Source organism: Achromobacter sp. HZ34 (assembly GCF_002209485.1).
GTDB lineage: Bacteria > Pseudomonadota > Gammaproteobacteria > Burkholderiales > Burkholderiaceae_B > Bordetella_C.
The window spans coordinates 1,176,857-1,200,328 of the sequence record NZ_NJIX01000002.1; the positions used below are offsets into that span (position 1 = coordinate 1,176,857).

Here is a 23,472-nt window from a genome sequence, read left to right on the forward strand (position 1 = left end):
AGGGGGGCATGGCTGGCCGGCAGCACATCCGCGCATGGCAAGGACTGGCGGCGGCCAGCGCCTGCCTGGCCGCGCTGGCGCTGCCGCCGCAGGCAGAGGCACAGGCCGACGTACAAGCACAGCGCGCCGCGCCGCCGCAGCGGCCCGGCAGCCCGACGGCGGCCACGCATGAGGTTTACCTGACCGTGAGTTTCAATGGGGAAGCGACCGCGCTGATCTCCCGTTTCCGAGAGGCGGGCGGGCGGCTTTATGCCTCGCGCAAGGATCTGCTGGACCTGGGCCTGGCTGAAACAGGCCTGCCCGCCGGCACGGCGGACACCGATGTGCCGCTGGATCGCATCAACGGCCTGACCTACCGCTACGACCCCGCGCAGCAGTCGGTCGACCTGCGCATGCCCGACCGGCTGCGCCGGCCCTACGGTGTGGACACGCGCGGCCTGCAGCCCACCCCGCCGGCACGTTCCAGCCGCGGCCTGCTGCTCAACTATGACGCCTACGCGCAGACGCAAGGCCGCGACAGCCTGGCGATATGGACCGAGGAACGCTATTTCTCACCGGAAGGCGTGTTGTCCAATACCGGCATCGGTTACCTGTACGGCCCGCAACGTAAATACATCCGCTACGACACGGCCTGGATCAAGTCCGACCCCACCGACCTGCGCACTACGCAGATCGGCGACATGATCTCGTCCTCGCTGGACTGGTCGCGTTCCATCCGCCTGGGCGGCCTGCAATGGCGCCGCAACTTCGCATTGCGGCCCGACCTGGTCACCTTTCCCCTGCCCAACCTGGGCGGCAGCGCGGTGGTGCCGTCGGCCGTGGACGTCTACATCAACAACGTGCGGCAGTACTCCGGCAACGTCCCCAGCGGCCCCTTCGTCGTCAACAGCGTGCCCGGCATCACCGGTGCCGGCACCGCCAGCGTGGTGACCCGCGACGCGCTGGGCCGGCCGATTTCCACGACCCTGCCCATCTATATCGACTCGCGCATGCTGTCGGCAGGCTTGTCCAGCTATTCGGCCGAGTTGGGCTTCCTGCGGCGCAACTACGGCCTGACGTCGTTCGACTACAACCGCGACCCGGCCGGCAGCGGCTCCGTGCGTTACGGCATCAGCGACGCCCTGACTCTCGAAGGCCATGCCGAAGCCAGCACCGGCATCTACAACGCCGGCGGCGGCGCCCTGGTACGACTGGGCTCGGCCGGCGTGCTGAACGGCTCGCTGGCCGGCAGCAGCGGCCGCAACACCGGTATGCAGGCCAGCATAGGCTATCAATACATCCGGTCCGACTTCTCGCTGGACGCGCGCACCACGCGCAAGATCGGCAACTACGGCGACCTGGCCTCCGCCGCCGTCGACGGCACGCCAGTGGCCGACAGCGACGACCGCGTCACGGTGGCGGTACCGCTGGGCCAGCGCCAGACCGTGGCGGTGAGCCTGCTGAGCGTGGCCTACCCCGGCGTGGACAAATCCCGCGTGGGCTCGGTGGCCTGGTCGTATAACGCCGGCAGCCAGGTGACGTTCAACGTCAACGCCTTCAAGGACTTCGGCCAGGGCAATTCCAACGGCGTCTTCTTCTCCGTGAGCATCGGCCTGGGCGACGGCCGTTCCGGCAGCGCCAGCGTGGGGCGGCAGAACGGCGAATCCACCTACAACGTCGGCGCGGTACAGACACCGGACTACGGCGGCGGCTGGGGCTGGGGCTTGCAGACCGGGCGTAACGGCCCCGCCGACTATCGCCAGGGCTGGGGCCAGTACCTGGGCCGCTACGGCCAGATCACGGCCACCGCGCAGAGCTATGGCGGCGAAGACAGCCTGGGCCTGGACCTGAACGGCAGCGTGGTGCTGATGGACGGCCACGTCGAGGCCGCGCGGCAGATCTACGACGGCTTCACCCTGGTGTCCACCGACGGCGTCGGCGGCATACCCGTGCTGAGCCAGAACCGCGTGATCGGCAAGACGGGCAGCAACGGCTATCTGCTGGTGCCCAACCTGAATTCATACCAGCACAACCAGGTGGGCATCGACAGCCTGAAGCTGCCGCCGGATGCGCGGATCGAAAGCACCGAACAGGACGTGGTTCCGCAGACGCTGTCGGGCGTGGTCACCCGCTTTGGCGTGACGCGCTATTCCGCCGCGTCCATCATCCTGCATGGCACGGACGGCCAGCCCTTGCCGGTCGGCACCCGGGTCCATTTCGTGGAAGGCAATAGCGACACCATCGTCGGCTACGACGGCATCACCTTCGTCGACGGCCTGGCCGCGCGCAATACGCTCACGGTCACCAACGACAAGTTGAGTTGCAGCGTGAGCGTCGCGTACCAGCGGCCGCAGGACGGGTCCTTGCCCACACTGGGGCCCTACCCCTGCGGGGCCGCGACGCCGGCTGGGGGGCGCAAGTGAATTGCATCAAAGGCTTGAGAGGCTTGCGGTCCCCCTTACTGGCATTGGCTCTGGTGCTTGCACTGTGCGCGATAGCGCCGACCGCGTCCGCGCAAACCTGCTCCGCCGCGATGACGCCGCTGAACATCCCCTCCGTCAGTCCCGTGCGCGGCGTCAGCTATACCGGCAGCGCCACGCTGACGGTCACCTGCACATGGGGGCTGTTGAACCTGGCGCCCAACGCGCAGGTCTGCGTCAACCTGGGCACCGGCAGTACCTCCACCGGGCAGAACCCGCGCACGCTGGGCAATGGCAGCAACCGGCTGCAATACCGCATCGCCGCCAATGTGGGCTACAGCCCGCTATGGGGGTCGACCGCGACGTCCACCACGCCGATCTCGGTGGTCCTGCAGCAGCCGCTGCTGGGTACCGTGGCGTCCACCAATGTGACCATCAACGCGCAGACACTGCCCAGCCAGCTTACGGTGCCTACCGTCAACAACGAAGCCACGACCTATACGGAAAGCTTCGCCGGCGTGGCCACCATTGCGTATTCCTACTACCTGCTGGGCACGGCGCCCGCCTGCAGCACGCTGACGCCGCAGGGCACCTTCACGCCGACCATCACGGCGTCCGTCATCAACGACTGCCTGATCTCCGCCACCGCCATGAACTTCGGGTCGACGGGGTTGATCACCGCGGAGCGCAGGACCACCAGCCAGTTGACGGTCCAGTGCACCAACAACGCTGCTTACCGGATCGCGCTCAACGGGGGCGCCAATGGGACGGTCGCCGCGCGCAACATGCAGTTGTCCGGGGGGACGGCCAGTCAGCGCGTGCCCTATCAGCTTTATACCGATGCGGCGTATTCGATTCCGTGGGGCGACGGCACCGCCGGCACGTCAATGGTGACCGGGCTGGGCACCGGCACGGCACAGACCGTCACGGTCTATGGCAGAGTGGCCGCGCAGGCAGGCGGGCCGACGCCGGGCTCGTACAGCGACCAGGTCCAGGCCACGATTTATTTTTGATGGGCAAGGCGCGGCGCCTTTGTTGCATCGCGGCGCGCGGGGGGCGGCGCCTGCCAGGCGCCAGGCTTAGAACGTCACGACCCAGGTGGCTGCGCCGATGGCGGCATTGGCGGCGCCCGTCGCCGCGCTTTCGTTTTCGGGGGCGGCACCATTGGCGGCTGCCGTATCGACCGCCGTGGCCGAGGGCAAGGCGCTTTGCATGGCGATATTGGAAACCTCGTCATGCAGGCAGGTCACGTCGGGCCCCGCCTGCGGCTGGCGCAGCAGATCCCGGCTCTGCACGCTACAGGTGCTCTGGATGGTGAAGCTGACCGCCAGGTCGGCGGAGGGTCCCATCACGGCTGCGTCCGCCTGGCCAGGCAGGAACGGGGCCGCAAGCACGACCACCGACACCGCGGCAAGGGTCGCCACGGTCGCCCTGCGCGCTACGGAGGAAAAGAAAAAATGGGGCTTCATGCCGAACTGCCTTGCAGTATCTGGGGGACCGAAATTCGCCGACTCGCGATTTTCGCAGAAATAGGCGGTTACATGCGATTTGGCGGTACGGTCTTGCCGCGCCCGCCATTCGACGTGGCATAAAAGCCGCAACGATGCTCAGCAATATGCGCCAGCGCCCGCCCATAAGCCGTAACGCCGTCCGCCCATAAACAGGACTATATGCCCCCATAGAACCGCCTCGTCTGGCGCCCCCCGGGCCGTCTCCCTACCATTTGTCCATCTTCAATCCCCTGCTGAAGCGGGAATCTGGAAACGGGAATCACGCATGTACAGAATAGGCGTCGATGTGGGCGGTACGTTTACCGACCTGGTACTGGTGCACGGCGAAAGCGGCCGTACGATCTTCCACAAGGTGCCGTCCACGCCGCACGATCCGTCCGAGGCGATCCACCGCGGCGTGGTCGAGCTGATGGCCGACAACCGGCTGGACCCGGCCGGCATCCGCCATATCGGCCACGGCACCACGGTGGCCACCAATCTGGTCATCGAGGGCAAGGGCGCGCGCTGCGCCCTGATCACCACCCGCGGCTTTCGCGACATCCTGGACATCGGCCGCCAGACGCGGCCGCATAATTTCGACTACGGCGTGCGCAAGCCGCCGGCGCTGGCACCGCGCCGCTGGCGCAAGGAAGTGCGCGAGCGTGTCGACGCGGCGGGCACCGTACTGGAAGCGCTGGACGAGGACGACGTGCGCCGCGCCGCCGAGGAACTGAAGGCCGACGGCGTCGAAGCCATCGCCATCTGCTACCTGCATTCCTACCGCAATCCCGACCACGAACAGCGCACCCGCGCCATCGTGCGCGAGATCCTGCCCGACGCCTACATCTGCCTGTCCAGTGAAGTGCTGCCGGAATTCCGCGAGTACGAGCGCTTTTCCACCACGGTCCTCAATGCCAAGGTGGGCCCGCGCATGGAGAGCTACCTGGGCAATTTCCTGGCTCGCGTCAAGGACGCCGGCGTTCGCCACGAGCCCTACACCATCCATTCCAACGGCGGCCTGATGTCGGTCGAGGCGGTGCGCCGCTTCCCGGTCAAGACCTGCCTGTCCGGCCCCGCCGCCGGTGTCGTCGGCGCGGCGACCCTGGGCCGCGTGATCGGCTATCCCAACCTGGTGACCTTCGACGTCGGCGGCACCAGCACCGACGTCTCGCTGATCGCCGACGGCCAGGCCATGTTCAGCGCCAGCCGCAGCGTGGCCGGCTATCCGGTGAAGACGCCCATGGTGGACATCCACGTCATCGGCGCGGGCGGCGGCAGCCTGACCTGGATGGACGACGCCGGCTCCCTGAAGGTGGGCCCGGAAAGCGCCGGCGCGGTGCCCGGCCCGGTGGGTTACGGCCGTGGCGGCCAGCAGCCGACCATTACCGATGCGCAGATCTCGCTTCATCGCTTGAATCCTGTCGCCGTGCTGGACGGCAAGATGCCCATCCACGCCGACGCCGCCAAGCGGGCCCTGCGCGAACAGGTGGCCGACAAGCTGGGCTTGAGCCTGGAAGCGGCGGCCGAGGGCGTGATCCGTATTGCCAATGCCAATATGAGCCGCGCCATCCGCGCCGTGTCCACCGAGCGCGGCTACGACCTGGCGAATTTCGCGCTGATCGCCTTCGGCGGCGCCGGTCCGCTGCATGCGCTGGGCGTGGCGCGCGAATGCGGCATCGCCACCGTGATCGTGCCGCAGGAGCCGGGCAATATGTGCGCGCGCGGCATCCTGCTGACCGATATTTCCTTCGACTTCGTCGCCAGCGATATTTCCCTGGTCAGCGCGGAGAACTGGCCCCGCGTGCTGACGCGCTTCGAGGCCTTGCATGAAGCCGCCGACCGCTGGCTGGACGAGGAACAGGTGGCGACAGAACAGCGCCGCTACCAGCGCCAGATCGACGCCCGTTACGTGGGCCAGAACTTCGAGGTCCAGGTACCTGTCGAGGGCCGGCTGGATGAAGCCGCCCTGGCCCGCTTCGTCGCCGACTTCCATGATGCGCATCGCAAGGAGTATGGCTACGACGTGCCGTCGCGTCCCATCGAAATCATCAACTGCCGCATGAAGGCGATCGGCACGATTACCAAGGCGCCGCTGGCTCCCATGGAAATCAAGGGCGACGGGGCCGGCACGACCCCATCGCGTGGCCAGCGCGACATCTGGTTCGGTGAAGGCCACGGCTGGCTGCCGTCGCCCGTGTATCACCGCGCCAGCCTGGCGCCCGGCGCGCGCATCCTGGGACCCGCCGTCATCGAAGAGATGAGTTCCACCACGGTGCTGGAACCCGGTCACGACATGACCGTGGACGCCTACGGCAACCTCATCATCACTATTGCTTGAACCATCCTCGCAGGGGACAGAAATGTATCAACCGGAAGCCGTGCGCGACCCCATCGAGATGGAGGTCTTCAACAACCGCCTGCTGTCGATCACCGAGGACATGAACAACACGCTGGTGCGTTCCTCGTTCTCGACCAACATCAAGGAACGCAAGGACTGCTCCGTCGCGCTGTTCGACGCGCGCGGACGCCTGGTGGTCCAGGGCACCCAGATTCCGCTGCACCTGGGTTCGCTCAACGGTGCCGTCACCAGCGTGCTGGCCCGCTACGGCGCGGACGGAATCCATGAGGGCGATGTCTTCATCTGCAACGACCCCTACCTGGCCGCCGGCAGCCACCTGCCCGACGTCAACCTGGTGACGCCGGTCTTCCATGACGGCAGGCTGGTGTTCTTCGCCGCCAACGTGGGCCATCACTCGGATTTCGGCGGCGTAGTGGCCGGTTCGATCGCCGGCAACCTGCGGTCCATCTTCGCCGAGGGCCTGCGCCTGCCTGTGATACGCATCATGCGGACGGGCGTGCTGGACGAGGACCTGCTCAATCTCATCGCCAATAACACCCGCGATCCCGAAGAGCGCGCGCTGGACCTGAAAGTACAGATCGCCACCAACGCGCGCGGCGCCGCCGCCGTGCAGGGGCTGATCGCGCAGATGGGCCTGGAGAAAACCCTGGCCGCGGTGGACGACGTCATCACCTACACCCGCAATCGCCTGCGCATGCGCATCGCCGGCCTGAAACAGGGCACCTACCAATTCGAGAACTGGCTGGACGACGACGGCCTGGGCGATGGCGCACCGGTGCCGGTACGCGTCTCGGTCACCGTGCTGCCAGACCGCCTGGTCTTCGATTTCACCGGTACGGGGCCGCAGGCGCGCGGCGCCATGAACCTGCCGGTGAATGCGCTGAACGCGTGCGTCTACTACGCGGTCAAGGCCCTGCTCGATCCCGCGCTGGCCGCCAACGAAGGCCTGTTCGAACCGCTGGAAATCATCCTGCCCGCGGGCAGCATCGTCAATCCGAACCACCCGGCCGCCGTGGGCGCGCGTTCGCTGACGGCGCAGAAGGTGGCGGGTGCCATCTTCGGCGCCTTCCGCGGCGTGCTGCCGGAAAGCCGGGTGATGGGCGCCGGCAACGACGTCTGCCCGGCCATCGTGTTCTCCGGCGGCAACCGGGGCCGCGCGGGCGAGTTCGTCTACCTGGAATCCATCGGCGGCGGTTCCGGCGCGACGGCCGACGCCGATGGCATGGACGGCATCCACGTGCACATGACCAACTCTTCCAACCTGCCGGTGGAGGCCTTGGAAAACGAATACCCGCTGCGTGTCGATGAATACGCGTACGTGCAGGACTCCGGCGGCGCCGGGCGCCAGCGCGGCGGCATGGGCCTGGCACGGCAGATCCGCAGCCTGGTGGACGGCATCGTGTTCACGGCGCGGGCCGATTCGCATACGGTGGGCGAGGCTTCTGGCGCGCTGGGCGCCGGGCCGGGTCGGCGTGCGCGTCTGGAATTGCGCGAAGCCGATGGCACGGTGCGGGCGCTGCCGTCCAAGCCTGCGGCGCTCACCTTGCTGGCGGGCCAAAGTGTGCGCATGGAGACGTCGGGCGGCGGCGGCCTGGGGGCCGCCTCGGAACGCAGCGCCACTGACGTCGCCGGCGACCTGGCGGACCAGGTGGTGACGCCGGAGTGGGCGCAGGCCCACTATGCGACGCAACTGCGCGACCTGCAGCGCAGTTAAGCGGTGAAGCGGTGAAGCGGTCAAGCCGCTGCGCCGCGTCACGCTCCCGGCGCGGCGCCTCCCCGCGGCCGCGGCGTCCCGTGCGCATCGGCCAGTGCTTCCGCTTCCTGCAGGATGAAGCGCCGTAACCAGGCGTGCGCCGCATCGGTCTGGTGGCGCTCGTGCCAGAACATGGAGATGCGCAAGCGGGGCAGCGGCAAGGGTGCCGGCAGGACCACCGTTCCGCTCAAGGGCGCCAGTGCGCCGGCCATGCTGGCGGGCAAGGTGGCGATGAGGTCCGAATCGCGCAGGACGAAGGGCACGGCCAGGTAACTGGACAGCATCATGGCGACGCGGCGGCGCCGCCCCTGTTCGGTCAGGGCGGCATCCAGCTGGATGTTGAAGTAGCCGGCATGGCCCACGGCGTCCATGTGCTCGTAGTCGAGGAAGGTATCCACGTTCCAGGGCCGCGCCAGCAAGGGATGGCCGGCGCGCACCAGGCAACAGGCGCTTTCCTCGAACAGGAAACTGGCGCGCAGGCTGTCCGGCGGATTCGGATAGTGGCCGATGTAGAGCTCGATGTGATTCTGCGTCAGCATGTCCTGGCCCCCGTGCGGCGTAGGCGGCAGGATGCGCAGGCGGATGTGCGGCGCGACCGCGCGCAGGCGTGCCACCAGGCCCGGCAGCGCGATGAACTGGATGTAGTCGCTGGCGTAGATCTGGTAGCTCTTGTGGGCGTCGGCCGGGTCGAAGTCCGTGCCGGCGACGGTCTCGCTGCGCCAGGCTTCGAGCAAGGGCTTGAATTCGCGGTGCAGATGCATGGCGCGTTCGGTGGGCTGCAGCGTGTTGCCGTGGCGTATCAGCAGCGGATCGCCGAACAGGTGGCGCAGCCGGCTCAGGGCCGAACTCATGGCGGGCTGGGTAATCCCTAGCTGGGCGGCGGCTTTGGAAACGCTGCGCTGGGAGATCAGCGCGTCGAAGTGAGGCAAGAGGTGTAAGTCCACGGACTGCATCGTGTCTGGTCTATAGGTCCATAAGTCGCACTATGTAGGGCGCGTCCCCGGATGTTCGTACCATGTCCCCGGGAGCAGGCGCCCGCCGGAACGGGCTCGCATCCAGGGCTGCAGGTAAACGAGCAGGTGTGTACCGGGCCCGCTGTCTTTTTACTACGACTCAATGGGAAGGATCTCACTATGAGCACAAGGGGAAAACTGGGCATGATGCTGGCGCTGGCCGCATCGCTCTGTACGGCAAGCGCCGTGGCGCAGGAATCGGCGGCGCAATGGCCGGATAAACCCGTACATTTCATCGTGCCGTTCGCGGTGGGCGGGTCCACGGATCTCGTGATGCGGCGGGTGGCCGACGAGCTGGGCAAGGAAACCGGCCACCCCATGATCGTGGAGAATCGCGTGGGCGGCGGCGGCCTGGTGGGTGCGTCGTGGATCACGCGGCAGAAGCCTGACGGGTATACCCTGATGATCGGCACCATCTCCACCCATGCCATGCATCCCAGCGTCTTCAAGTCCCTGCCCTATGACATCTTCAAGGACTTCACGCCGGTCACGATGATAGGCACCATTCCGGACCTGATCGTGGTCAACCCGCAGGTGCCGGCCAAGACCTTGCCGGAATTCATCGCGCTGGCCAAGGCCAAGCCGGGCCGCATCACGTACGCGTCCGGTGGTCCGGGCACGTCCAGCCATCTCGGCGCGGAGTATTTCGCCGCCGAGGCCGGCATCAAGCTCAACCACATCCCCTACAAGGGCAGCGGACCGGCCCTGGTCGATGCGCTGGGCGGCCATGTGGACATGATGCTGGACGTCATCATGACGTCGCTCGAACCGGTCAAGAACGGCCGCATGCGGGCCCTGGCGGTAACGTCGCTGACGCGCTCGCCGCTGATGCCCGACGTGCCCACCGTGGATGAACTGGGCATCAAGAATTTCGAGGCCATCATCTGGTTTGCCATCTATGGCCCGGCCGGCCTGCAGCCGGACATGCAGCAACGCATCGCCGACCGCATCGACCACGTGTTGCAGCGTCCCGACATGAAGGCATTCCTGCTGCAGCAAGGCATACAGGTCGCCGGAACCGGCCCGGCCCAGTTGTCGCAGCAGATGCGCACCGACTATGCCAAGTGGAAGCACGTGGTGGAGATCTCGGGGTTCGAGCCGCAATGATGGGGCTGACCGCGAAGGCTGACTGCGGGGGCTAGGAGCGGGGATACAGTTCCCGCACCACGTCCAGGAATTGCCGCAGCACCTTGGTCTCGGGCCGCGCCTTGGGCGTGGCCAGGACCAGGCGGTTATAGATCACCGGCGGCCCTACCTGCGCGGCCTGCAGCAGCGGCCGCGTGCTGTCATGTATCAGCATGCTGGCCGGCACCAGGGTATAGCCCAGGCCATCCGCCACCAGGCGCAGCATGGTCAGCACCACGCCCGCCTCCGCCACCACGTTGAGCTGGATGCCGCGCGGCGCCAGCGCCGCGTCGACCTGGGACCGTATGGCATTGGCCCGTCCCGGCAGGATCATGGGATATCCCGCCAATGCGCGCAGCGTTACACGCTTGGGCAGCGCGGGCGCATTGGCGGGCCCCACCAGCATGAACGCCTCGCGCGACAGCGCGCGGTATGCCAGCCGTGGGGAATGCGGCGGGTCATACAGCAACGCCACATCCAGGCGCCCTTCGATCAGCAATTCGCGCAGATGCAGGCTGATGCCTTCGGAAATCGCCACCAGCGCGCGCGGCAGGCGTCCCCGCATCCGTGCCACCATTTGCGCGCCCTGCGCCAAGGCCACCTGCGATGGCAGCCCCACCGCCAGCGTGCCGGAGGGATTGCTATGCAGGTCACGCAAGGCGCCCCGCGCCTTCTCGGCGGCCGCCAGCATGCCACGGGCATGTTCCAGCAAGACCTCGCCGGCCTCGGTCAGGCTGGCGCCATGGCCCGTGCGCACCAGCAGGCGATGTCCGACGCTGGCTTCCAGCAAGCCCACCTGGCGGCTCAGCGTCGACTGGGACAGCCCCAGGGAAACCGCGGCGCGCGTAAAGCTGCCGCCATCCGCCAGCGCCGCGAAGTACTGAAGCTGTTTGAGATCCATGGCTTCGCCTCATCGAGAATCGGCATATCTGATATCGAATATATACCGCCCGGGCGCCCCGGACGCGGCGACATAATGCGCTGGCTTCATGGAGGAGATAAAAAAATGCGCATTCTGTCCCACACGCTGGCAGCATTGCTCGTCGCCACCGCGACAACGGCGGCAGCGGCCGCCAGCTTTCCCGATCATCCCATCACCATCGTGGTGCCCTACTCCGCCGGCGGCGGTGTGGATACCCTCGTGCGCATCATTTCGCCGCTGCTCGCCCAGAAGCTGGGCCAGCCTGTCCTGATCGAAAATCGCGCCGGCGTATCGGGCATGGTCGGCGCGGCCATGGCGGCGCGCGCCAAGCCCGACGGCTACACCCTGCTCGCCGGCAACACGACGACCAATGTCACCAATCTGTTCGTCTACAAGCAGTTGCCTTACGACCCGCGCAAGGACTTCGTGCCCTTGGCCATGGTGTCGCGCGGTCCCTGTGTGCTGGTCGTACCGCCCGACAGCAAATTCAATTCGGTGCAGGATGTCATCCAGGGATTGAAGGCCGCCCCGCCCGACACGCTGACCTATGGCACCAGCGGCAACGGCAGCTTCCAACACATGTCCGCCGTTCTTTTCAGCAGCCTGACGCAAACCCATATGCGCCAGATCGCCTACAAGGGCAGCCCGAATGTACTGACCGACGTCATCGGCAAGCGCCTGGACATGGCATTCGAAGTCATCCCCGTGGCGGAGCCGCTGATCAAGGCCGGCAAGGTCAAGGCCCTGGCCGTCACCAGCAAGACGGAGATCCCTGCACTGCCCGGGGTCAAGCCGGTGGCGGACCTGGGCTTGCCGAACTTCGAGATGGTGGCGTGGAAGGGCATATTCGCACCGGCCGGCACACCGGAGCCGGTCGCCCGCAAATTGGGCGAGGCGCTGTCCGCCGTCATCCAGTTGCCGGAAATCCGCCAGCGCATCGAGAGCCTGGGCGAAATCGCCGACGGCCGCAGCAACGCTGCCTTCGGCCAGGCCGTGCAGGCGGATATCGCCTATTGGGGCCCCATCCTGCACAACGCCGGCGTGCAGCCCGAATGACTACCGAATAGCCGCGGCAGAGCCACTGCATAGCTGCGGAATAACCAGCGGACAGCCGCCTGGCGGCTCGGCCAGACTCCCCACCGCATAAACGCCCCAGACCCAGCCCACCATGAAAATCACCGAACTCGACCTGAAGGTCGTCAGCATTCCCCTGCCCACGCCCATTCCCAGCGCGCGCATCGTCATCAAGTCAGCAGACTGCATCCTGGTGAGCCTGAAAACGGACGACGGACTGACGGGCGAAGGCATGGTCTTTACCCTCAACGGCCACCGTCTGGCGATGCTGCACGCCATGCTGCGCAGCCTGGAACCGCTGGTCCTTGGGCTGGATCCACGCATGAGCGGCGCCTTCTGGAGCCGCGCCTGGGCCGATATCGCTTTCCTGGGCCACCGCGGCGCCACCGTCGTCGGCCTGTCGGGTATCGACATGGCCTTGTGGGACCTGCGCGGCAAGCAGGCGGGCCTGAACGTCAGCCATCTGATCGGCGCGTGCCATGAATCGCTGCCCATCTATCGTAGCGGCGGGCTGCGCCTGTCGTCTTCCATCGACCAGTTGCAGGACGAGGCCCAGGCCTTCCTGCAGCAAGGCTATCGCGCCATGAAAATGTCCTTGGGCAAGGCCTCGCTGCACGAAGACGTGGAGCGCGTGCGCGCGGTGCGCCAGGTCATAGGCGCGGAAGTGAAGCTCATGGCCGACTGCAACCAGCAGTTCACCGCCGACCGCGCGATCCGGCTGGGACGGCGCCTGGAGGAATTCGAACTGGCGTGGATCGAAGAGCCGGTGCCGTATCACGACCATGCCGCGGAAGCCGTGGTGGCCGCGGCGCTGGATACGCCCATCGCCAGCGGTGAAAGCGAATATGCGCGCCACGGCATGCTGGAGATGCTGCGCCAGCAGTCCGCCGACATCCTGATGCCCGACCTCCAGCGCATGGGTGGGCCCACGGAATTCCTCAAGGTCGCGCATCTGGCCGATGTCCATGGGGTGCGCATCTCGCCTCACTTATTCACGGAAATGAGCATCTCCCTGGCGGCAGCGCTGCCCAACGCGCTGATCGTGGAACACATGCCCTGGTTCGCGCCGCTTTACGGCGCCGCCCCCACGCCGGATGCGGAAGGCCGCGTAGCGGTTCCCACGGCGCCGGGTTGGGGCTACAGCTTCGACGCGGCGGCGGTGAAGCGCTACGCGGTGTAGGGCCGCGCGGTGCAGTTCCACGCTATCCAGCGCCGCGCGGCGCATCAGCACGTGGCTCAAGCCGGATCGACACTGCTCACGGCGGTATCGGAGCTACGCTTGCCTGCCGCTTCCAACAGCAACACCGTGAGCATCATCAGCGCAGCGACGAGAAACAGTACCCGGTGATGGCCGCCCGAGGCATTGAACAAGGCGGAGAATCCATACGCGGAGATGGCCAGGCCGGAAGCGGACATGACGCTGAGACGTGTCCACACCAGGCTTTGCCGCGCGGCACCATGAGGCACCAGCTCGTGGGCCCGCGCCAGCACCAAGGGCACGATGCCGGGAGCGAACGTCCCCACGATCACGGTCAGCACGCCCAGTGCCACCAGGTTATCGACGACATAGAAGCCGAGCAGATCCAAGACTATCGCCACCGTCACGATGCGAATCGTGACGCGAGGGCCCAGCCGGTCGGCCAGGTAGCCATATAGCGGCGGCCCGGCGATGGCGCCCAGGCCGTAGACTGCCCAGAACACCGATCCCACGTACGCGCCCTGGCCCAGGCCCCGTGCAATGAAGTCGACCAGGAAGACCATGTGCGGCAGCGCCGCGCCCGCCAGCAAGATGTATTGCACATACAGCACGCGCACGTCGTGGCTGAACGGCTGCGGCGATATTGCCGGGACTCGCGCCGACGCGGGTGCCACTGCGGGTGCCACTCCGGGTGCCGCCGCCTGTGCCGGCGCCAGCGCAGGCAGGCCCGCATGCCGCGCCTGCGAGTGCGGCGTGCGCGCCGGCACACTGGCGGGCCAGGCGAACCAGCTGACCGCCGTCAGCACAAGGGACAGCACGCCCAGCCCGATCCAGGTTTGCGCCAGGCCCAGTTCGAGCAGCAAGGGAATGATCGTGCCGGATCCCGCGATACCCAGGCCCAGCCCCAGGAAGATCGCTCCACCAGCAGCGCCTTTACGCGCGGCGGGCACGTGCGGCAGGATGGTTCCCGCCACCAGCACCATGACGACGCCGCCCGCGACGCCGGACAGGAAACGCCAGCCGAAGTACCAGGCGAAGGACAGCGGCAGGGCACAGCCAAAGAACGCGGCCGCGATCAGCACCATCATCAGCCGCAGCACATGTTCATTGGCCATGCGCGCGGCGATCGGCCTGCCTGCCAGCGCGCCCACCACATAACCGGCCAGGTTGGCCGCGCCCAGATACACCACCGCGGATTGGGCGAACCACCCCGCATGGATCAGTTCGGGAATCAAAGGCGTGAAAGCGAAACGCGCCAGGCCAACGCTTTCCAGGCTGGCGCACAAACCGGCGAATATGTACCGCCAGACCAGCAGGCGGTCCACTTGCGCCAGGGGAAGGGGAGGAGTGGGGGAGGTCATCGGGGATCTACCAGGTGAGTAGCGCAAAGGGAAACAGCGGCTACGGAATGAGTTCGGCGGGAATGACGTCAGAGGACCGGGGTTCTTTGACATCAATGTCAAGATTGACACACTAGTCAAACTTGACGGTAGTGTCAAGAATATGTTTGAATCCCCTCACACCTGTTAGCCGCACTGGAGCGATGGATGGCTGGAGTCCGCCAATTCGACGAACAAGCCGCATTGGACAAAGCGCTGTCGCTGTTCTGGAAACAGGGCTATTCCAATACGACCATGCAGGAACTGGCGGCGGCGACAGGCGTGCAGCGCGGCTCCCTCTACAACGCCTACGGCGACAAGGAGACCCTGTTCCTGCGTGTATTCGGGGTGTATCGGCAGCGCTATATCGGGCAGATGCGCGAGGCGCTGGACAAGCCCGACCTGCGCGCTGCGCTGCGCGGCTTCTTCGGCTTCGCCATCAAATCCATGACGACCGGGCTGCCCACACGTGGCTGCCTGAGCACGAAGACGGCCGTCGGTACCGAGGACCTGGACGAGACCTTGCGGGGCGCGATACGCGAGCTCGTCGACGACATCGAAAGCGCCCTGTACGACAGGCTGACGCGCCCGGATGTGAAAGGCCAGCTGCGCATGGACCCGCGCCAGGCGGCCCAATTGTTCGTGACGATGACACGCGGTCTGGTGGTGATCGAACGTGTCTATCAAGACGAGAAACGCATGCGGACCATGGCCGACCTGCTGATCGAACAGTTGCTGGTGGCGGCATAAATCGACACCACGGATCGACTCATTGTTGCAGTGTCTGGAAGAATCAATTTCCGAATACTGAGTTCCCCTGACGCCCTGGCGCCATTAGGATGGCGCATTTACCGCTTGCCGAATTGCCTCTGGCATCGCCAGGGCCGGCGGTGGGATCCATCCAGGACCTATCCATGAATACCCAGACCACATCCATCAATACTCCCCTCGCCCTGTTCGCGCGCGTCCTGATCGGCCTCCTGTTTTTCATCGCCGGGGTGCGCAAGCTGTTCGCCTTTGCCGGCACGGCGGGCTACTTCGGCAGCCTGGGCTTTCCCGTCCCGGAAGTCGTCACCGCGCTGGTGATCCTGCTTGAGATCGGCGGCCCCATCCTGTTCGTGCTTGGCTGGAAATTGCGTCCCCTGAGCATCCTCATGGCCATCTACACGCTGCTCACCGCGCTTATCGCGCATCGCTTCTGGGCGGCCGACGCCGCGGCGTTCAGTGGCCAGCTGAACAACTTCTTCAAGAACGTGTCGATCTGCGGCGCCTTCCTGTACGTGGCAGCCGTCGCGCCTTTCGCGCGCAAGAACTAGCCAGGACACGTCTCCAAGGCCGGCAAGTCATACCTTGGTGCAATAGGCTGGCAGGAAGCGCGCCGTCTATCCTCGCGGCTCGCTTATCCTTGCCGTACCGCCATGTCCCGTATCATCCCGACGCGCAGCGCCTTTATCGGCGCCGCCTGCGTCCCGCTCGTTCTCCTTGCCACCGCCAGCGCGCCTGCCTCGGCCCAAAGCTCCCTCACCTTGTATGGCCGCCTGAATACCGCCGTCGAATACAGCTGGGTCAGCGGCGCTTCCGCGGACCGCGGCCTGGCCCGCATGACCAACAACCGCTCCGTGTTCGGCTTGCGCGGAACCGAGTGGCTGGGCAACGGCTGGTCGACCATCTTCCAGATCGAAAGCGGCATCTCGCCCAACAACGGCGAAGGGCAGATCGCCAGCCGCAACAATCGCCTGGGTTTCGATTCGCCCTACGGCACGTTCTTCCTCGGCCAATGGCACACCGCCTATACCGAGTCGACCATGGGCTTCGATCCCTACTATCCCACCACCGCGGGATACATGGCGCTGATCGGCAATGGGTCCGCGGCGCAGACGGACAATGTGCAGAACACCAGCTCCTTCGACCGCCGCCAGAAGAATTCGCTGCACTACCGGTCGCCCACCCGGAACGGCTTCGACGCCGGCTTTTCCTGGGGCACGCCGGAAGAACGCATGAACACGCCGCGCGATCCGCAGCTGTTCTCCTGGTCAGGCGGATACACCAACGGCGGCCTCAGCCTGGTGCTGGCCTATGAGCTGCATCGCAACTACCAGGCTGCCAACACGCACGACGATGCCATCAAGACCGGCGTGTCGTACCAGTTCCCGACGACTCGCATCAACCTGCTGTATGAACAGCTGCGCTACGAAACGGCGACGGGGACGCTGGCCCGCAAAGGCTATTACGTCTCCGTGATGCAGCAGTTGGGCGGCGGCACGCTGACCGGCGCCGTGGGCGTGGCCGCCAACGGCACCGGTAGCGCGGACGAGACCGTCGGCTTCATCAAGCGCGGATCCGATACCGGCGCGGTGCAGTACACCCTCGGCTACGACTATCCCCTGTCGAAGCGGACCTCGTTGTATGGCTACTACTCGCGCATACGCAACCGCGCCAACGCCGCGTACGATTTCGCCATCAACGACCTGTCGGTGCCCGCCGGCGCCAGCCCGCAGACGGTCGCGCTGGGGCTGAAGGTCTACTTCTAGGCGGCCGCGCCGGCAGGCACGGGGCGCCATCCGGATGGCTTGCGCTCATGGCGAACGGCGCGTGCGCCATGGCGCAGTCTGTTCGTCCCGGTGGAATAGTGTTTTTCCGCCAGCCTGCTTACTTGAAATCCAGAAACCCGGCAGCATGTGGGGTCTATATCTTGCTTACGCTAGGAAATGCCCGGCATGTCGACCACCTGCAAATTGAGCGCGTGCTGGAAAGAGCGCCGTCCCCTTATTCCCACTGCCGTGCGGCGCTGGCTGGGCCTGGATGCCATCGCGCGTTCGCGCCTGGTCGAAGGATCGCAGCAGCATGACGGCGAACGCTTCCGCAATGTGGCGCCGGCGCCCGCCGAAGGCTTGGGCAAGATGCTCGGCATCATGTGGAACATGCTGGTGCACAAGCCCAAGGACACGGTGCCGGCCGGCCCCATTCCCGTGGACACGCTGACACGCGCGGCACTGCTGGCCGCGCCGGACCAGAGCATGTATCGCCTGGGGCACTCGACGCTGCTGTTCAAGCTGCATGGCCAGTTCTGGCTGACCGACCCGGTGTTCGGCGAACGCGCGTCGCCCTTCAAGTCCATGGGGCCGCGCCGTTTCCATGCGCCGCCCATTGCGCCGGACGACCTGCCGCCGCTGCGTGCCGTCATTCTTTCCCACGACCATTACGATCACCTCGATCGCGACACGGTGCTGGCCCTGGCCGCCAGGACCGAGGTCTTCCTGACCACCCTGGGCGTGGGTGACCGCCTGATCGAATGGGGCATCCCCGCGCACCAGGTACGCCAGTTCGATTGGTGGAGCAGTGTGACGCTGGATGGCGTCAAGCTGACCGCCACGCCGGCGCAGCATTTTTCCGGTCGCAGCCTGCTGGACCGTAACCGCACGCTGTGGGCGTCCTGGGTGATCGACGACGGCGCCGTGCGCGTGTTCTTCAGCGGCGATACCGGCTACTTCGACGGCTTCCGCGAGATCGGCAGCAGGCTGGGGCCCTTCGACGTCACCTTCGTCGAAACCGGTGCCTATGATGCCCAGTGGCCCTATGTACACATGCGGCCGGAAGAAACCGTGCAGGCGCATATGGACCTGCGCGGCCGCTGCCTGGTGCCCATCCACAACGGCACCTTCGATCTGGCCATGCACCGCTGGACGGATCCGTTCGAACGGGTGACGGCCATTGCCCGTCCGCGCGGCGTGGTGCTGTCGACGCCCCGCATGGGCGAACGCCTGGACCTGGCCGCGCCGCAGCCCGGTACGGCCTGGTGGCGCGACGTGGACAAGGCGATGAGCAAGAAAACGGCCAAAGAGGTCGCCAACCAGGTGAACAGCTAAGCGGCCCACTGCGTCCCCGGCTAGGCGGACGGCGTCGGCAGGCTCAAGGCCTTCCCGGCCAATGCCTCACGTAAGGTGTTCAGCCTGTCCAGGCTGGCGACGGTCTGCCTGGACGTTTGGCCCGCCAGTCCGACCAGCAGTGCTTCCAGCAAGGCGAGCGTGGCGGTGTGCATGCCCAGCAGATTGGCCTTGCCCCTGGGTACGGTAAGCGTGAGCGCCACCCTGCCCTGCAGCTTGGCCTTGAGACTATCGGTGATGAGAACGGCGGGGATCTTCAGCCGCTTCGTCTCCGCCAGCAGCAATTCGATCTCGGCATAGACGCGGTCATAAGCCAGCACCACCACCGCATCTCCCGGCCTGAGCGCATGCAGGTCGTCGGCGAACAACAGGCCGGTGCGCCCCAGGCTCAGGGCCTGGCAACCGAAGCGTCCAAGCTGCACAGCAAAATACCGCGCAATGGCGTTCGACGGACCGATGCCGAATACCGCGACGCGGGTTGACGTCGCGAGTAGCTCCACCACCCGCCTGAAATCCCGATGATCGGTCTGGTCGCGCAAGGTCATGAGCGTATCCAGCAGATACCCCCAGCGTCCTCTGGAACGCCTCATCCGGCTCCTCACCCAATTCCTTCACCGTCCGCGTTACCCGGCTGGACAGTGAATTCCCGCCCTCTTCGCGATGGCCGCGGCGGCGCTGATCATGACCTCCTCGCGATGCTTCTGAAAGAAAAGCGCAACGCGCTTTTCGGCGATACGGTCATCCAAAGGCTTCCTGGCCATGTCCTGCACCCTCATCTGTAGTGAGCACTACGCATGCTTCAATTTCCGTCACGTACGCTACCAGACGATCTCCCCCTAAACCCGACCCCGTGTTCAAGGCGGTCCTGCTGGAAGGGCTCGAAGTGGTCTTCATCGTCATTGCGGTGGGCTCGGGCCAGGGGCTGCTGTTTGCCGCTGCCGTGGGCGCCCTGGCCGCGTGCGTGGCTGTCCTCGTCATCGGCCTGCTGGTGCGCAAGCCCCTCAGCGGCGTGCCGGAGAACACCCTGAAGCTGTTCGTCGGCGTCTTGCTTTCGTCATTCGGCGTGTTCTGGACGGGGGAAGGCCTGGGTATCAAATGGTGGGGCCACGACCTCGCCCTGCCGGTCTTCGCCCTCGTCTTCCTGGTCCTGGCCAGGACACTGATCGCCTATGTGCGCCGCTCCACGGCAAGGAAAGAACATGAAGCTGCTGCTTGAAGTGGGTAAGGAACTGCTGGGCATGTTCGTCGCTGACGGTTTACTTACAGCCGCGACCTTGGCACTCGTTGGTGTCACCGCATGCGTGCAGCTTGCAGGCATGCCCGCGCTGGCATGCGGTGCCGTGTTGCTGCTGGGCGCGCTGCTCATCGTCGCCACGACCGTCATCCGTGCCGCGCGATCCTGATTTCATAAAAATTCGACTGTAGGCAGGCGACACTCGAAAACTCGACAACAGGAACCTGCCGAAGACCCATGCCCATTGAGGACCGAGGGACCGCAACGCGTGCCGCCAGCAGCGTTCGGCACCGTATCCCCGCGCCTTCGCACCTGCTCGTATTGCGGGAGAACACCGCCTGGAACACGCTCCAGAATGATCACCTCGCGGCCAACGATGACCATGTGTCCCGGTCGGAAGGCTCGGCGGTGAACGGCGCGGCGCCCTTTTCCCGGCGGCGGCATGACAGTTCCAATTCCGCGCAAGCGCGGCGCATCATCGTGTGCGCTGACGACTTCGGGATGAGCAAGGCCATCAACGAAGGAATATTGGCCCTTGCGCGCAAAGGCCGGCTGAGCGCCGTCAGTTGCCTGACGACGACGCCTTTCTTCCGCGAGGATGCGCACCGCCTGAACACGCTGGACGTGGACGTCGGCGTGCACCTGAATTTCACCGAACCGGGTCTGCATCCGGAGACGTCGCGTCCCCTGCCCCGCCTGATCGCCAGGACCTACGCAAGAACACTGAGCCTTGCGCGCCTGTGCGCGCAGATCGAGCGGCAACTCGATGCGTTCGAGGCGACGCTGGGACATCGCCCGCATTTCGTCGACGGGCACCAGCACGTCCATCACCTGCCGCAAATACGCGAAGCGCTAATTGGCATCTTGCGCCAGCGCTATGGCGACGATCTGCCCTGGGTGCGTTCGTCCCGTCCCGGCCTGCTGGCGGGACTGCCCTTTTCCTTCAAGGCAAAGGCCCACATCATCGGCGCCCTCGGCGCGCATCGGTTCGCGCGCCAGGCCTATGTCGCCGGACTGCACACGAATCGGTCGCTGCTGGGAGTCTACGACTTCCGCGGCGGCATCACGGGCTATGTCAGGCTGCTGCTCACGTGGCTGAACAACGCCGACGACGGCGACCTGCTGATGTGCCACCCCGCCCTGGCCAGCGCCGATGACGATGCGTTCAGCGCCCAGCGCAACGCCGAATTTACCGTGCTCAACGACGATTCATTCCCGGCATCGCTGCTGCGCAAAGGCCTGCGGCTGGCACGCCGGCCTTGACGGCAACTTGATCCGGCACCGCCACCCCGGCGGCACACGCACAACGTCGCGACATCCATCGTCAAACTCCAATGAGCACCGGCGGATCATGCTCCGAGCCATGAACGACGGCATCGGCCCCGGGGGCTAACCCCACGTTGGCGGCACATGCGCCAGCAAATAATCAAGACTGCTGGCCGGCCTGGTCGTCAAGCCGTGGGATAACGTATCGCTGTACGCCAACTACATCGAAGGCCTGAGCAAGGGCGACATCGCACCGGCCACCGCCTCGAACGCGGGCGAGGCCTTCAAGCCCTACAAGGCCAAGCAGGAAGAAGTCGGCGTCAAGGTCGACCTGGGCGACAGCATGGTCACGCTCAGCACTTTCCAGATCCGCAAGCCCAGCGGGCAACTGGTGGGTACACGGTATGAGGCCAGCGGTGAACAGCGCAATCGCGGCGTCGAATTGGATCTTTCGGGCGAACCGTTCAAGGGCCTGCGAGTGGTCGGCGGCGTCACCTATATCGACGCCAAGCTCACCCAGACCGCGAATCCGGCCAACGAAGGCAATCGCGCGGTGGGCGTGCCGAAGGTCATGGCGAACCTGGGAGCGGAGGTCGATCTGCCCTGGATCCCCGGCGCGTCCTTGAACGGCAACGTGACCTACACCGGCAAGCAGTATGTCGACCAGGCCAATACGCAGTCCGTGCCGTCATGGACGACGCTGGACCTGGGGGCGCGTTATTCGACCAAGGTGTATGGGCGCGATACCACGATCCGCCTGACTGTGCTGAATGTCTTCAACCGGTCCTACTGGTCCGGCGTGGCTTCGTATGGAACGATCTCGCAGGGCATTCCGCGGACGCTGATGCTGTCCGCCTCCGTGGACTTCTGATCACCGCGGCGCCGTGCGCCGGCGCTGCAGCGGCAGTTCGATGGCCAGCACGGCGAGGCCGCCCATGGCGTAGGCCGCGACGTCCCACCAGTCGGCCGTGCTGCCCAGGACGACGCGCAGAACAGGGTTCGGGATACGCCAGCCCACATGGGCCGTGAGATATTGGCCGAACTCCACCACGGCGCCCACGCCGAAAGCCAGGCTGGCGAGCAGCAGCACGGGGGCGCGCAACACCGTCTTGAACACGTAGTACACCCAGATCACCGCCAGCGTGTCGCCCAGGAAGCTGCGCACCCAGCCCCAGCGCGCGCCGACGGTGGCGATGACGACCAGGACGATGAACAGCAGGACGGCAGCGGCCAGGGCGCGCGGATTGAACTGGATTTTCATGGGCGCGATGGTAACCCGGCGCGTGGAACGGCTGCGTTACGCCGCGGGCCCCGGGGGCATCGCGGGCATCGCCGTCGCTTCGGCGATACGCGTCGTTGCGTCGGCGGGGCGCACCGGCGGCCAGCCCTGTCTTCAGCGCCAGGCACGTGTTGCGCGGCGGTGGTTCTAATCCTGCTCCTCGCGTTGCCGCATCAGTTCGATGTAGCGTTGCGCGCCCAGTCCCAGCGGGCGCTCGCGGGACCACACCACGTCCACCCATAGGGGGCGTTCATTGGTGATGTTGTCGAAGGGAATTTCGACCAGGCTGCCCGCGCTGACCAATGGGCGCACCAGGCTTTGCGGCAGATAGGCCCAGCCCAGGCCGCCTTGCACGAGGCGCAACGTCGCCAGGTGATTGTCCGTGCGCCAGATGTGGCGCGACAAGGCGAAGCGCGGATCCAGCTGTTCCGCCAGGCGGCTGGCGACCACGATCTGCCGCAGGTCGATCAGGTCTTCCATCTGCAAGGGACGTTGCCGCGACCACGCGCGATGGCTCGCGGGGTCCGCCACGGCGACCAGGATCTCCTCGCCCAACTCCTGGAAGGCCTCGCGCTCGTCCATGTGGGCGCGCTCGAACACCAGCGCCAGTTGCACGCTGCCCTCGTGCATCATGCGCAAGGCGTCTTCCTGCGGGGCGGTGATCACTTCCACTTCGAGCGAGGGATATTCCGCCGCCAGCACGGTCAATGGCAGGCTCCATGGCGTCGACATCAACTCGGGCGCAATGGCCAGGGTCAGGCGCTGCTCCAGGCCCTGGTGCAGGGACAAGGCATGCGAGTCGAGCTGGCGCAGCTGGCTGGCGATTTGCCGCGCCAGCGGTTCGAGCGATCGTGCCGCGTCGGTGGGGCGGGGTTCGCGGCCCACCCGGTCGAAGAGTTTCAGGTCCAGTTCGGCTTCCAGCTGGGCGATGGCCATGCTGACCGCGGATGGCACGCGGCCCAGGGTCCGGGCCGCCGCGGAGAAGGAGCCGGTGTCCAGGACCGCCAGGAAGATCCGGATGTTATCGGATGAGAAGGCCACGTAATCTATCAGAATTATTGAAAGATCCTGACTTTATACATCAGGTTCGTTGGCAT

Annotated in this window: 21 protein-coding genes and 1 pseudogene; 15 read left to right on the forward strand and 7 right to left on the reverse strand. The window is 66.0% G+C overall.

Annotated features, from left to right (window positions below; translation table 11 throughout):
• The first annotated feature begins 8 nt into the window (after window positions 1–8).
• Together CEY05_RS11975 and CEY05_RS11980 are read left to right on the forward strand one after the other, a co-directional pair.
• A complete protein-coding gene (locus CEY05_RS11975; protein WP_088600993.1) occupies window positions 9–2,402 on the forward strand; it encodes a fimbria/pilus outer membrane usher protein in 2,394 nt (797 codons plus the stop codon).
• Window positions 2,403–2,425: 23 nt separating this feature from the next.
• Complete coding sequence (locus CEY05_RS11980; protein ID WP_233161476.1) at window positions 2,426–3,412, forward strand: spore coat U domain-containing protein; 987 nt, start codon at window positions 2,426–2,428, stop codon at window positions 3,410–3,412.
• Window positions 3,413–3,478: 66 nt separating this feature from the next.
• Here the strand turns inward: CEY05_RS11980 and CEY05_RS11985 are convergent, their stop codons facing one another.
• Window positions 3,479–3,868, reverse strand: coding sequence for a hypothetical protein (locus CEY05_RS11985; RefSeq protein WP_088600991.1), 390 nt, complete (start codon window positions 3,866–3,868; stop codon window positions 3,479–3,481).
• Window positions 3,869–4,175: 307 nt separating this feature from the next.
• Here CEY05_RS11985 and CEY05_RS11990 point away from each other — a divergent pair, with 307 nt between their 5' ends.
• Both CEY05_RS11990 and CEY05_RS11995 read left to right on the forward strand, forming a co-directional pair.
• Window positions 4,176–6,227, forward strand: coding sequence for a hydantoinase/oxoprolinase family protein (locus CEY05_RS11990; protein WP_088600990.1), 2,052 nt, complete (start codon window positions 4,176–4,178; stop codon window positions 6,225–6,227).
• 22 nt (window positions 6,228–6,249) lie between these two features.
• Window positions 6,250–7,962, forward strand: a complete 1,713-nt coding sequence (locus CEY05_RS11995; RefSeq protein ID WP_088600989.1) for a hydantoinase B/oxoprolinase family protein — start codon at window positions 6,250–6,252, stop codon at window positions 7,960–7,962.
• Between the two features lie 38 nt (window positions 7,963–8,000).
• On the opposite strand, the gene CEY05_RS12000 is transcribed toward CEY05_RS11995, so the two are convergent.
• Window positions 8,001–8,930 (reverse strand): LysR family transcriptional regulator, encoded by a 930-nt coding sequence (locus CEY05_RS12000; protein ID WP_233161477.1) that lies wholly within the window; start codon window positions 8,928–8,930, stop codon window positions 8,001–8,003.
• 204 nt (window positions 8,931–9,134) lie between these two features.
• On the opposite strand from CEY05_RS12000, the gene CEY05_RS12005 reads away from it, so the two are divergent.
• Complete coding sequence (locus CEY05_RS12005) at window positions 9,135–10,121, forward strand: tripartite tricarboxylate transporter substrate binding protein (protein WP_158219326.1); 987 nt, start codon at window positions 9,135–9,137, stop codon at window positions 10,119–10,121.
• 31 nt (window positions 10,122–10,152) lie between these two features.
• Here the strand turns inward: CEY05_RS12005 and CEY05_RS12010 are convergent, their stop codons facing one another.
• On the reverse strand, window positions 10,153–11,040 hold the full coding sequence (locus CEY05_RS12010) for a LysR family transcriptional regulator (RefSeq protein ID WP_088600986.1): 888 nt from the start codon (window positions 11,038–11,040) through the stop codon (window positions 10,153–10,155).
• Window positions 11,041–11,145: 105 nt separating this feature from the next.
• Here CEY05_RS12010 and CEY05_RS12015 point away from each other — a divergent pair, with 105 nt between their 5' ends.
• Together CEY05_RS12015 and CEY05_RS12020 are read left to right on the forward strand one after the other, a co-directional pair.
• Window positions 11,146–12,117 carry a tripartite tricarboxylate transporter substrate binding protein gene (locus tag CEY05_RS12015; RefSeq protein ID WP_158219327.1) on the forward strand — a complete coding sequence of 324 codons (972 nt, stop codon included), beginning with the start codon at window positions 11,146–11,148 and terminating at the stop codon, window positions 12,115–12,117.
• Between the two features lie 112 nt (window positions 12,118–12,229).
• Window positions 12,230–13,315 (forward strand): mandelate racemase/muconate lactonizing enzyme family protein, encoded by a 1,086-nt coding sequence (locus CEY05_RS12020; protein ID WP_088600984.1) that lies wholly within the window; start codon window positions 12,230–12,232, stop codon window positions 13,313–13,315.
• 56 nt (window positions 13,316–13,371) lie between these two features.
• On the opposite strand, the gene CEY05_RS12025 is transcribed toward CEY05_RS12020, so the two are convergent.
• Window positions 13,372–14,694: a YbfB/YjiJ family MFS transporter gene (locus CEY05_RS12025; RefSeq protein ID WP_088600983.1), complete on the reverse strand. Its 1,323-nt coding sequence runs from the start codon at window positions 14,692–14,694 to the stop codon at window positions 13,372–13,374.
• A gap of 186 nt (window positions 14,695–14,880) precedes the next feature.
• Between CEY05_RS12025 and CEY05_RS12030 the strand changes: the two genes are divergently transcribed.
• The 4 genes from CEY05_RS12030 (at window position 14,881) to CEY05_RS12045 (ending at window position 18,578) form a co-directional block, all read left to right on the forward strand.
• A complete protein-coding gene (locus CEY05_RS12030) occupies window positions 14,881–15,462 on the forward strand; it encodes a TetR/AcrR family transcriptional regulator (protein ID WP_088600982.1) in 582 nt (193 codons plus the stop codon).
• Between the two features lie 164 nt (window positions 15,463–15,626).
• Window positions 15,627–16,028 carry a DoxX family protein gene (locus CEY05_RS12035; RefSeq protein WP_088600981.1) on the forward strand — a complete coding sequence of 134 codons (402 nt, stop codon included), beginning with the start codon at window positions 15,627–15,629 and terminating at the stop codon, window positions 16,026–16,028.
• A 102-nt stretch (window positions 16,029–16,130) separates the two neighbouring features.
• Window positions 16,131–17,243 (forward strand): porin, encoded by a 1,113-nt coding sequence (locus tag CEY05_RS12040; RefSeq protein WP_088600980.1) that lies wholly within the window; start codon window positions 16,131–16,133, stop codon window positions 17,241–17,243.
• Between the two features lie 186 nt (window positions 17,244–17,429).
• Window positions 17,430–18,578: an MBL fold metallo-hydrolase gene (locus CEY05_RS12045; protein WP_088600979.1), complete on the forward strand. Its 1,149-nt coding sequence runs from the start codon at window positions 17,430–17,432 to the stop codon at window positions 18,576–18,578.
• A gap of 20 nt (window positions 18,579–18,598) precedes the next feature.
• Here CEY05_RS12045 and CEY05_RS12050 read toward each other — a convergent pair whose 3' ends face one another.
• Entirely contained in the window at window positions 18,599–19,186 is a 588-nt protein-coding gene (locus CEY05_RS12050) for a MurR/RpiR family transcriptional regulator (RefSeq protein WP_088600978.1), read from the reverse strand.
• Between the two features lie 260 nt (window positions 19,187–19,446).
• Between CEY05_RS12050 and CEY05_RS12055 the strand changes: the two genes are divergently transcribed.
• From CEY05_RS12055 to CEY05_RS12070, 4 genes and pseudogenes are all read left to right on the forward strand, one after another.
• Window positions 19,447–19,812 (forward strand): hypothetical protein, encoded by a 366-nt coding sequence (locus CEY05_RS12055; protein WP_198952743.1) that lies wholly within the window; start codon window positions 19,447–19,449, stop codon window positions 19,810–19,812.
• Window positions 19,796–19,999 (forward strand): hypothetical protein, encoded by a 204-nt coding sequence (locus tag CEY05_RS12060; RefSeq protein ID WP_088600977.1) that lies wholly within the window; start codon window positions 19,796–19,798, stop codon window positions 19,997–19,999. The genes CEY05_RS12055 and CEY05_RS12060 overlap by 17 nt, the downstream gene beginning before the upstream one ends.
• A gap of 68 nt (window positions 20,000–20,067) precedes the next feature.
• Window positions 20,068–21,093 carry a ChbG/HpnK family deacetylase gene (locus CEY05_RS12065; protein ID WP_088600976.1) on the forward strand — a complete coding sequence of 342 codons (1,026 nt, stop codon included), beginning with the start codon at window positions 20,068–20,070 and terminating at the stop codon, window positions 21,091–21,093.
• Window positions 21,094–21,265: 172 nt separating this feature from the next.
• Window positions 21,266–21,967: pseudogene (locus CEY05_RS12070) on the forward strand (TonB-dependent receptor); the annotation flags it as partial.
• Here the strand turns inward: CEY05_RS12070 and CEY05_RS12075 are convergent.
• Window positions 21,968–22,357 (reverse strand): DUF2809 domain-containing protein, encoded by a 390-nt coding sequence (locus CEY05_RS12075; protein ID WP_088600974.1) that lies wholly within the window; start codon window positions 22,355–22,357, stop codon window positions 21,968–21,970.
• Between the two features lie 165 nt (window positions 22,358–22,522).
• Entirely contained in the window at window positions 22,523–23,416 is an 894-nt protein-coding gene (locus tag CEY05_RS12080; RefSeq protein WP_088600973.1) for a LysR family transcriptional regulator, read from the reverse strand.
• Window positions 23,417–23,472: the final 56 nt, after the last annotated feature.

Bases quoted from the DNA above. Each gene is read 5' to 3' on its own strand.
- CEY05_RS11975 (WP_088600993.1), top strand. From the start codon at position 9: ATGGCTGGCCGGCAGCACATCCGCGCATGGCAAGGACTGGCGGCGGCC.
- CEY05_RS11985 (WP_088600991.1), bottom strand. From the start codon at position 3,868: ATGAAGCCCCATTTTTTCTTTTCCTCCGTAGCGCGCAGGGCGACCGTG.
- CEY05_RS11990 (WP_088600990.1), top strand. From the start codon at position 4,176: ATGTACAGAATAGGCGTCGATGTGGGCGGTACGTTTACCGACCTGGTA.
- CEY05_RS11995 (WP_088600989.1), top strand. From the start codon at position 6,250: ATGTATCAACCGGAAGCCGTGCGCGACCCCATCGAGATGGAGGTCTTC.
- CEY05_RS12005 (WP_158219326.1), top strand. From the start codon at position 9,135: ATGAGCACAAGGGGAAAACTGGGCATGATGCTGGCGCTGGCCGCATCG.
- CEY05_RS12010 (WP_088600986.1), bottom strand. From the start codon at position 11,040: ATGGATCTCAAACAGCTTCAGTACTTCGCGGCGCTGGCGGATGGCGGC.
- CEY05_RS12015 (WP_158219327.1), top strand. From the start codon at position 11,146: ATGCGCATTCTGTCCCACACGCTGGCAGCATTGCTCGTCGCCACCGCG.
- CEY05_RS12020 (WP_088600984.1), top strand. From the start codon at position 12,230: ATGAAAATCACCGAACTCGACCTGAAGGTCGTCAGCATTCCCCTGCCC.
- CEY05_RS12025 (WP_088600983.1), bottom strand. From the start codon at position 14,694: ATGACCTCCCCCACTCCTCCCCTTCCCCTGGCGCAAGTGGACCGCCTG.
- CEY05_RS12030 (WP_088600982.1), top strand. From the start codon at position 14,881: ATGGCTGGAGTCCGCCAATTCGACGAACAAGCCGCATTGGACAAAGCG.
- CEY05_RS12035 (WP_088600981.1), top strand. From the start codon at position 15,627: ATGAATACCCAGACCACATCCATCAATACTCCCCTCGCCCTGTTCGCG.
- CEY05_RS12040 (WP_088600980.1), top strand. From the start codon at position 16,131: ATGTCCCGTATCATCCCGACGCGCAGCGCCTTTATCGGCGCCGCCTGC.
- CEY05_RS12045 (WP_088600979.1), top strand. From the start codon at position 17,430: ATGTCGACCACCTGCAAATTGAGCGCGTGCTGGAAAGAGCGCCGTCCC.
- CEY05_RS12050 (WP_088600978.1), bottom strand. From the start codon at position 19,186: ATGAGGCGTTCCAGAGGACGCTGGGGGTATCTGCTGGATACGCTCATG.
- CEY05_RS12060 (WP_088600977.1), top strand. From the start codon at position 19,796: ATGAAGCTGCTGCTTGAAGTGGGTAAGGAACTGCTGGGCATGTTCGTC.
- CEY05_RS12065 (WP_088600976.1), top strand. From the start codon at position 20,068: ATGCCCATTGAGGACCGAGGGACCGCAACGCGTGCCGCCAGCAGCGTT.
- CEY05_RS12075 (WP_088600974.1), bottom strand. From the start codon at position 22,357: ATGAAAATCCAGTTCAATCCGCGCGCCCTGGCCGCTGCCGTCCTGCTG.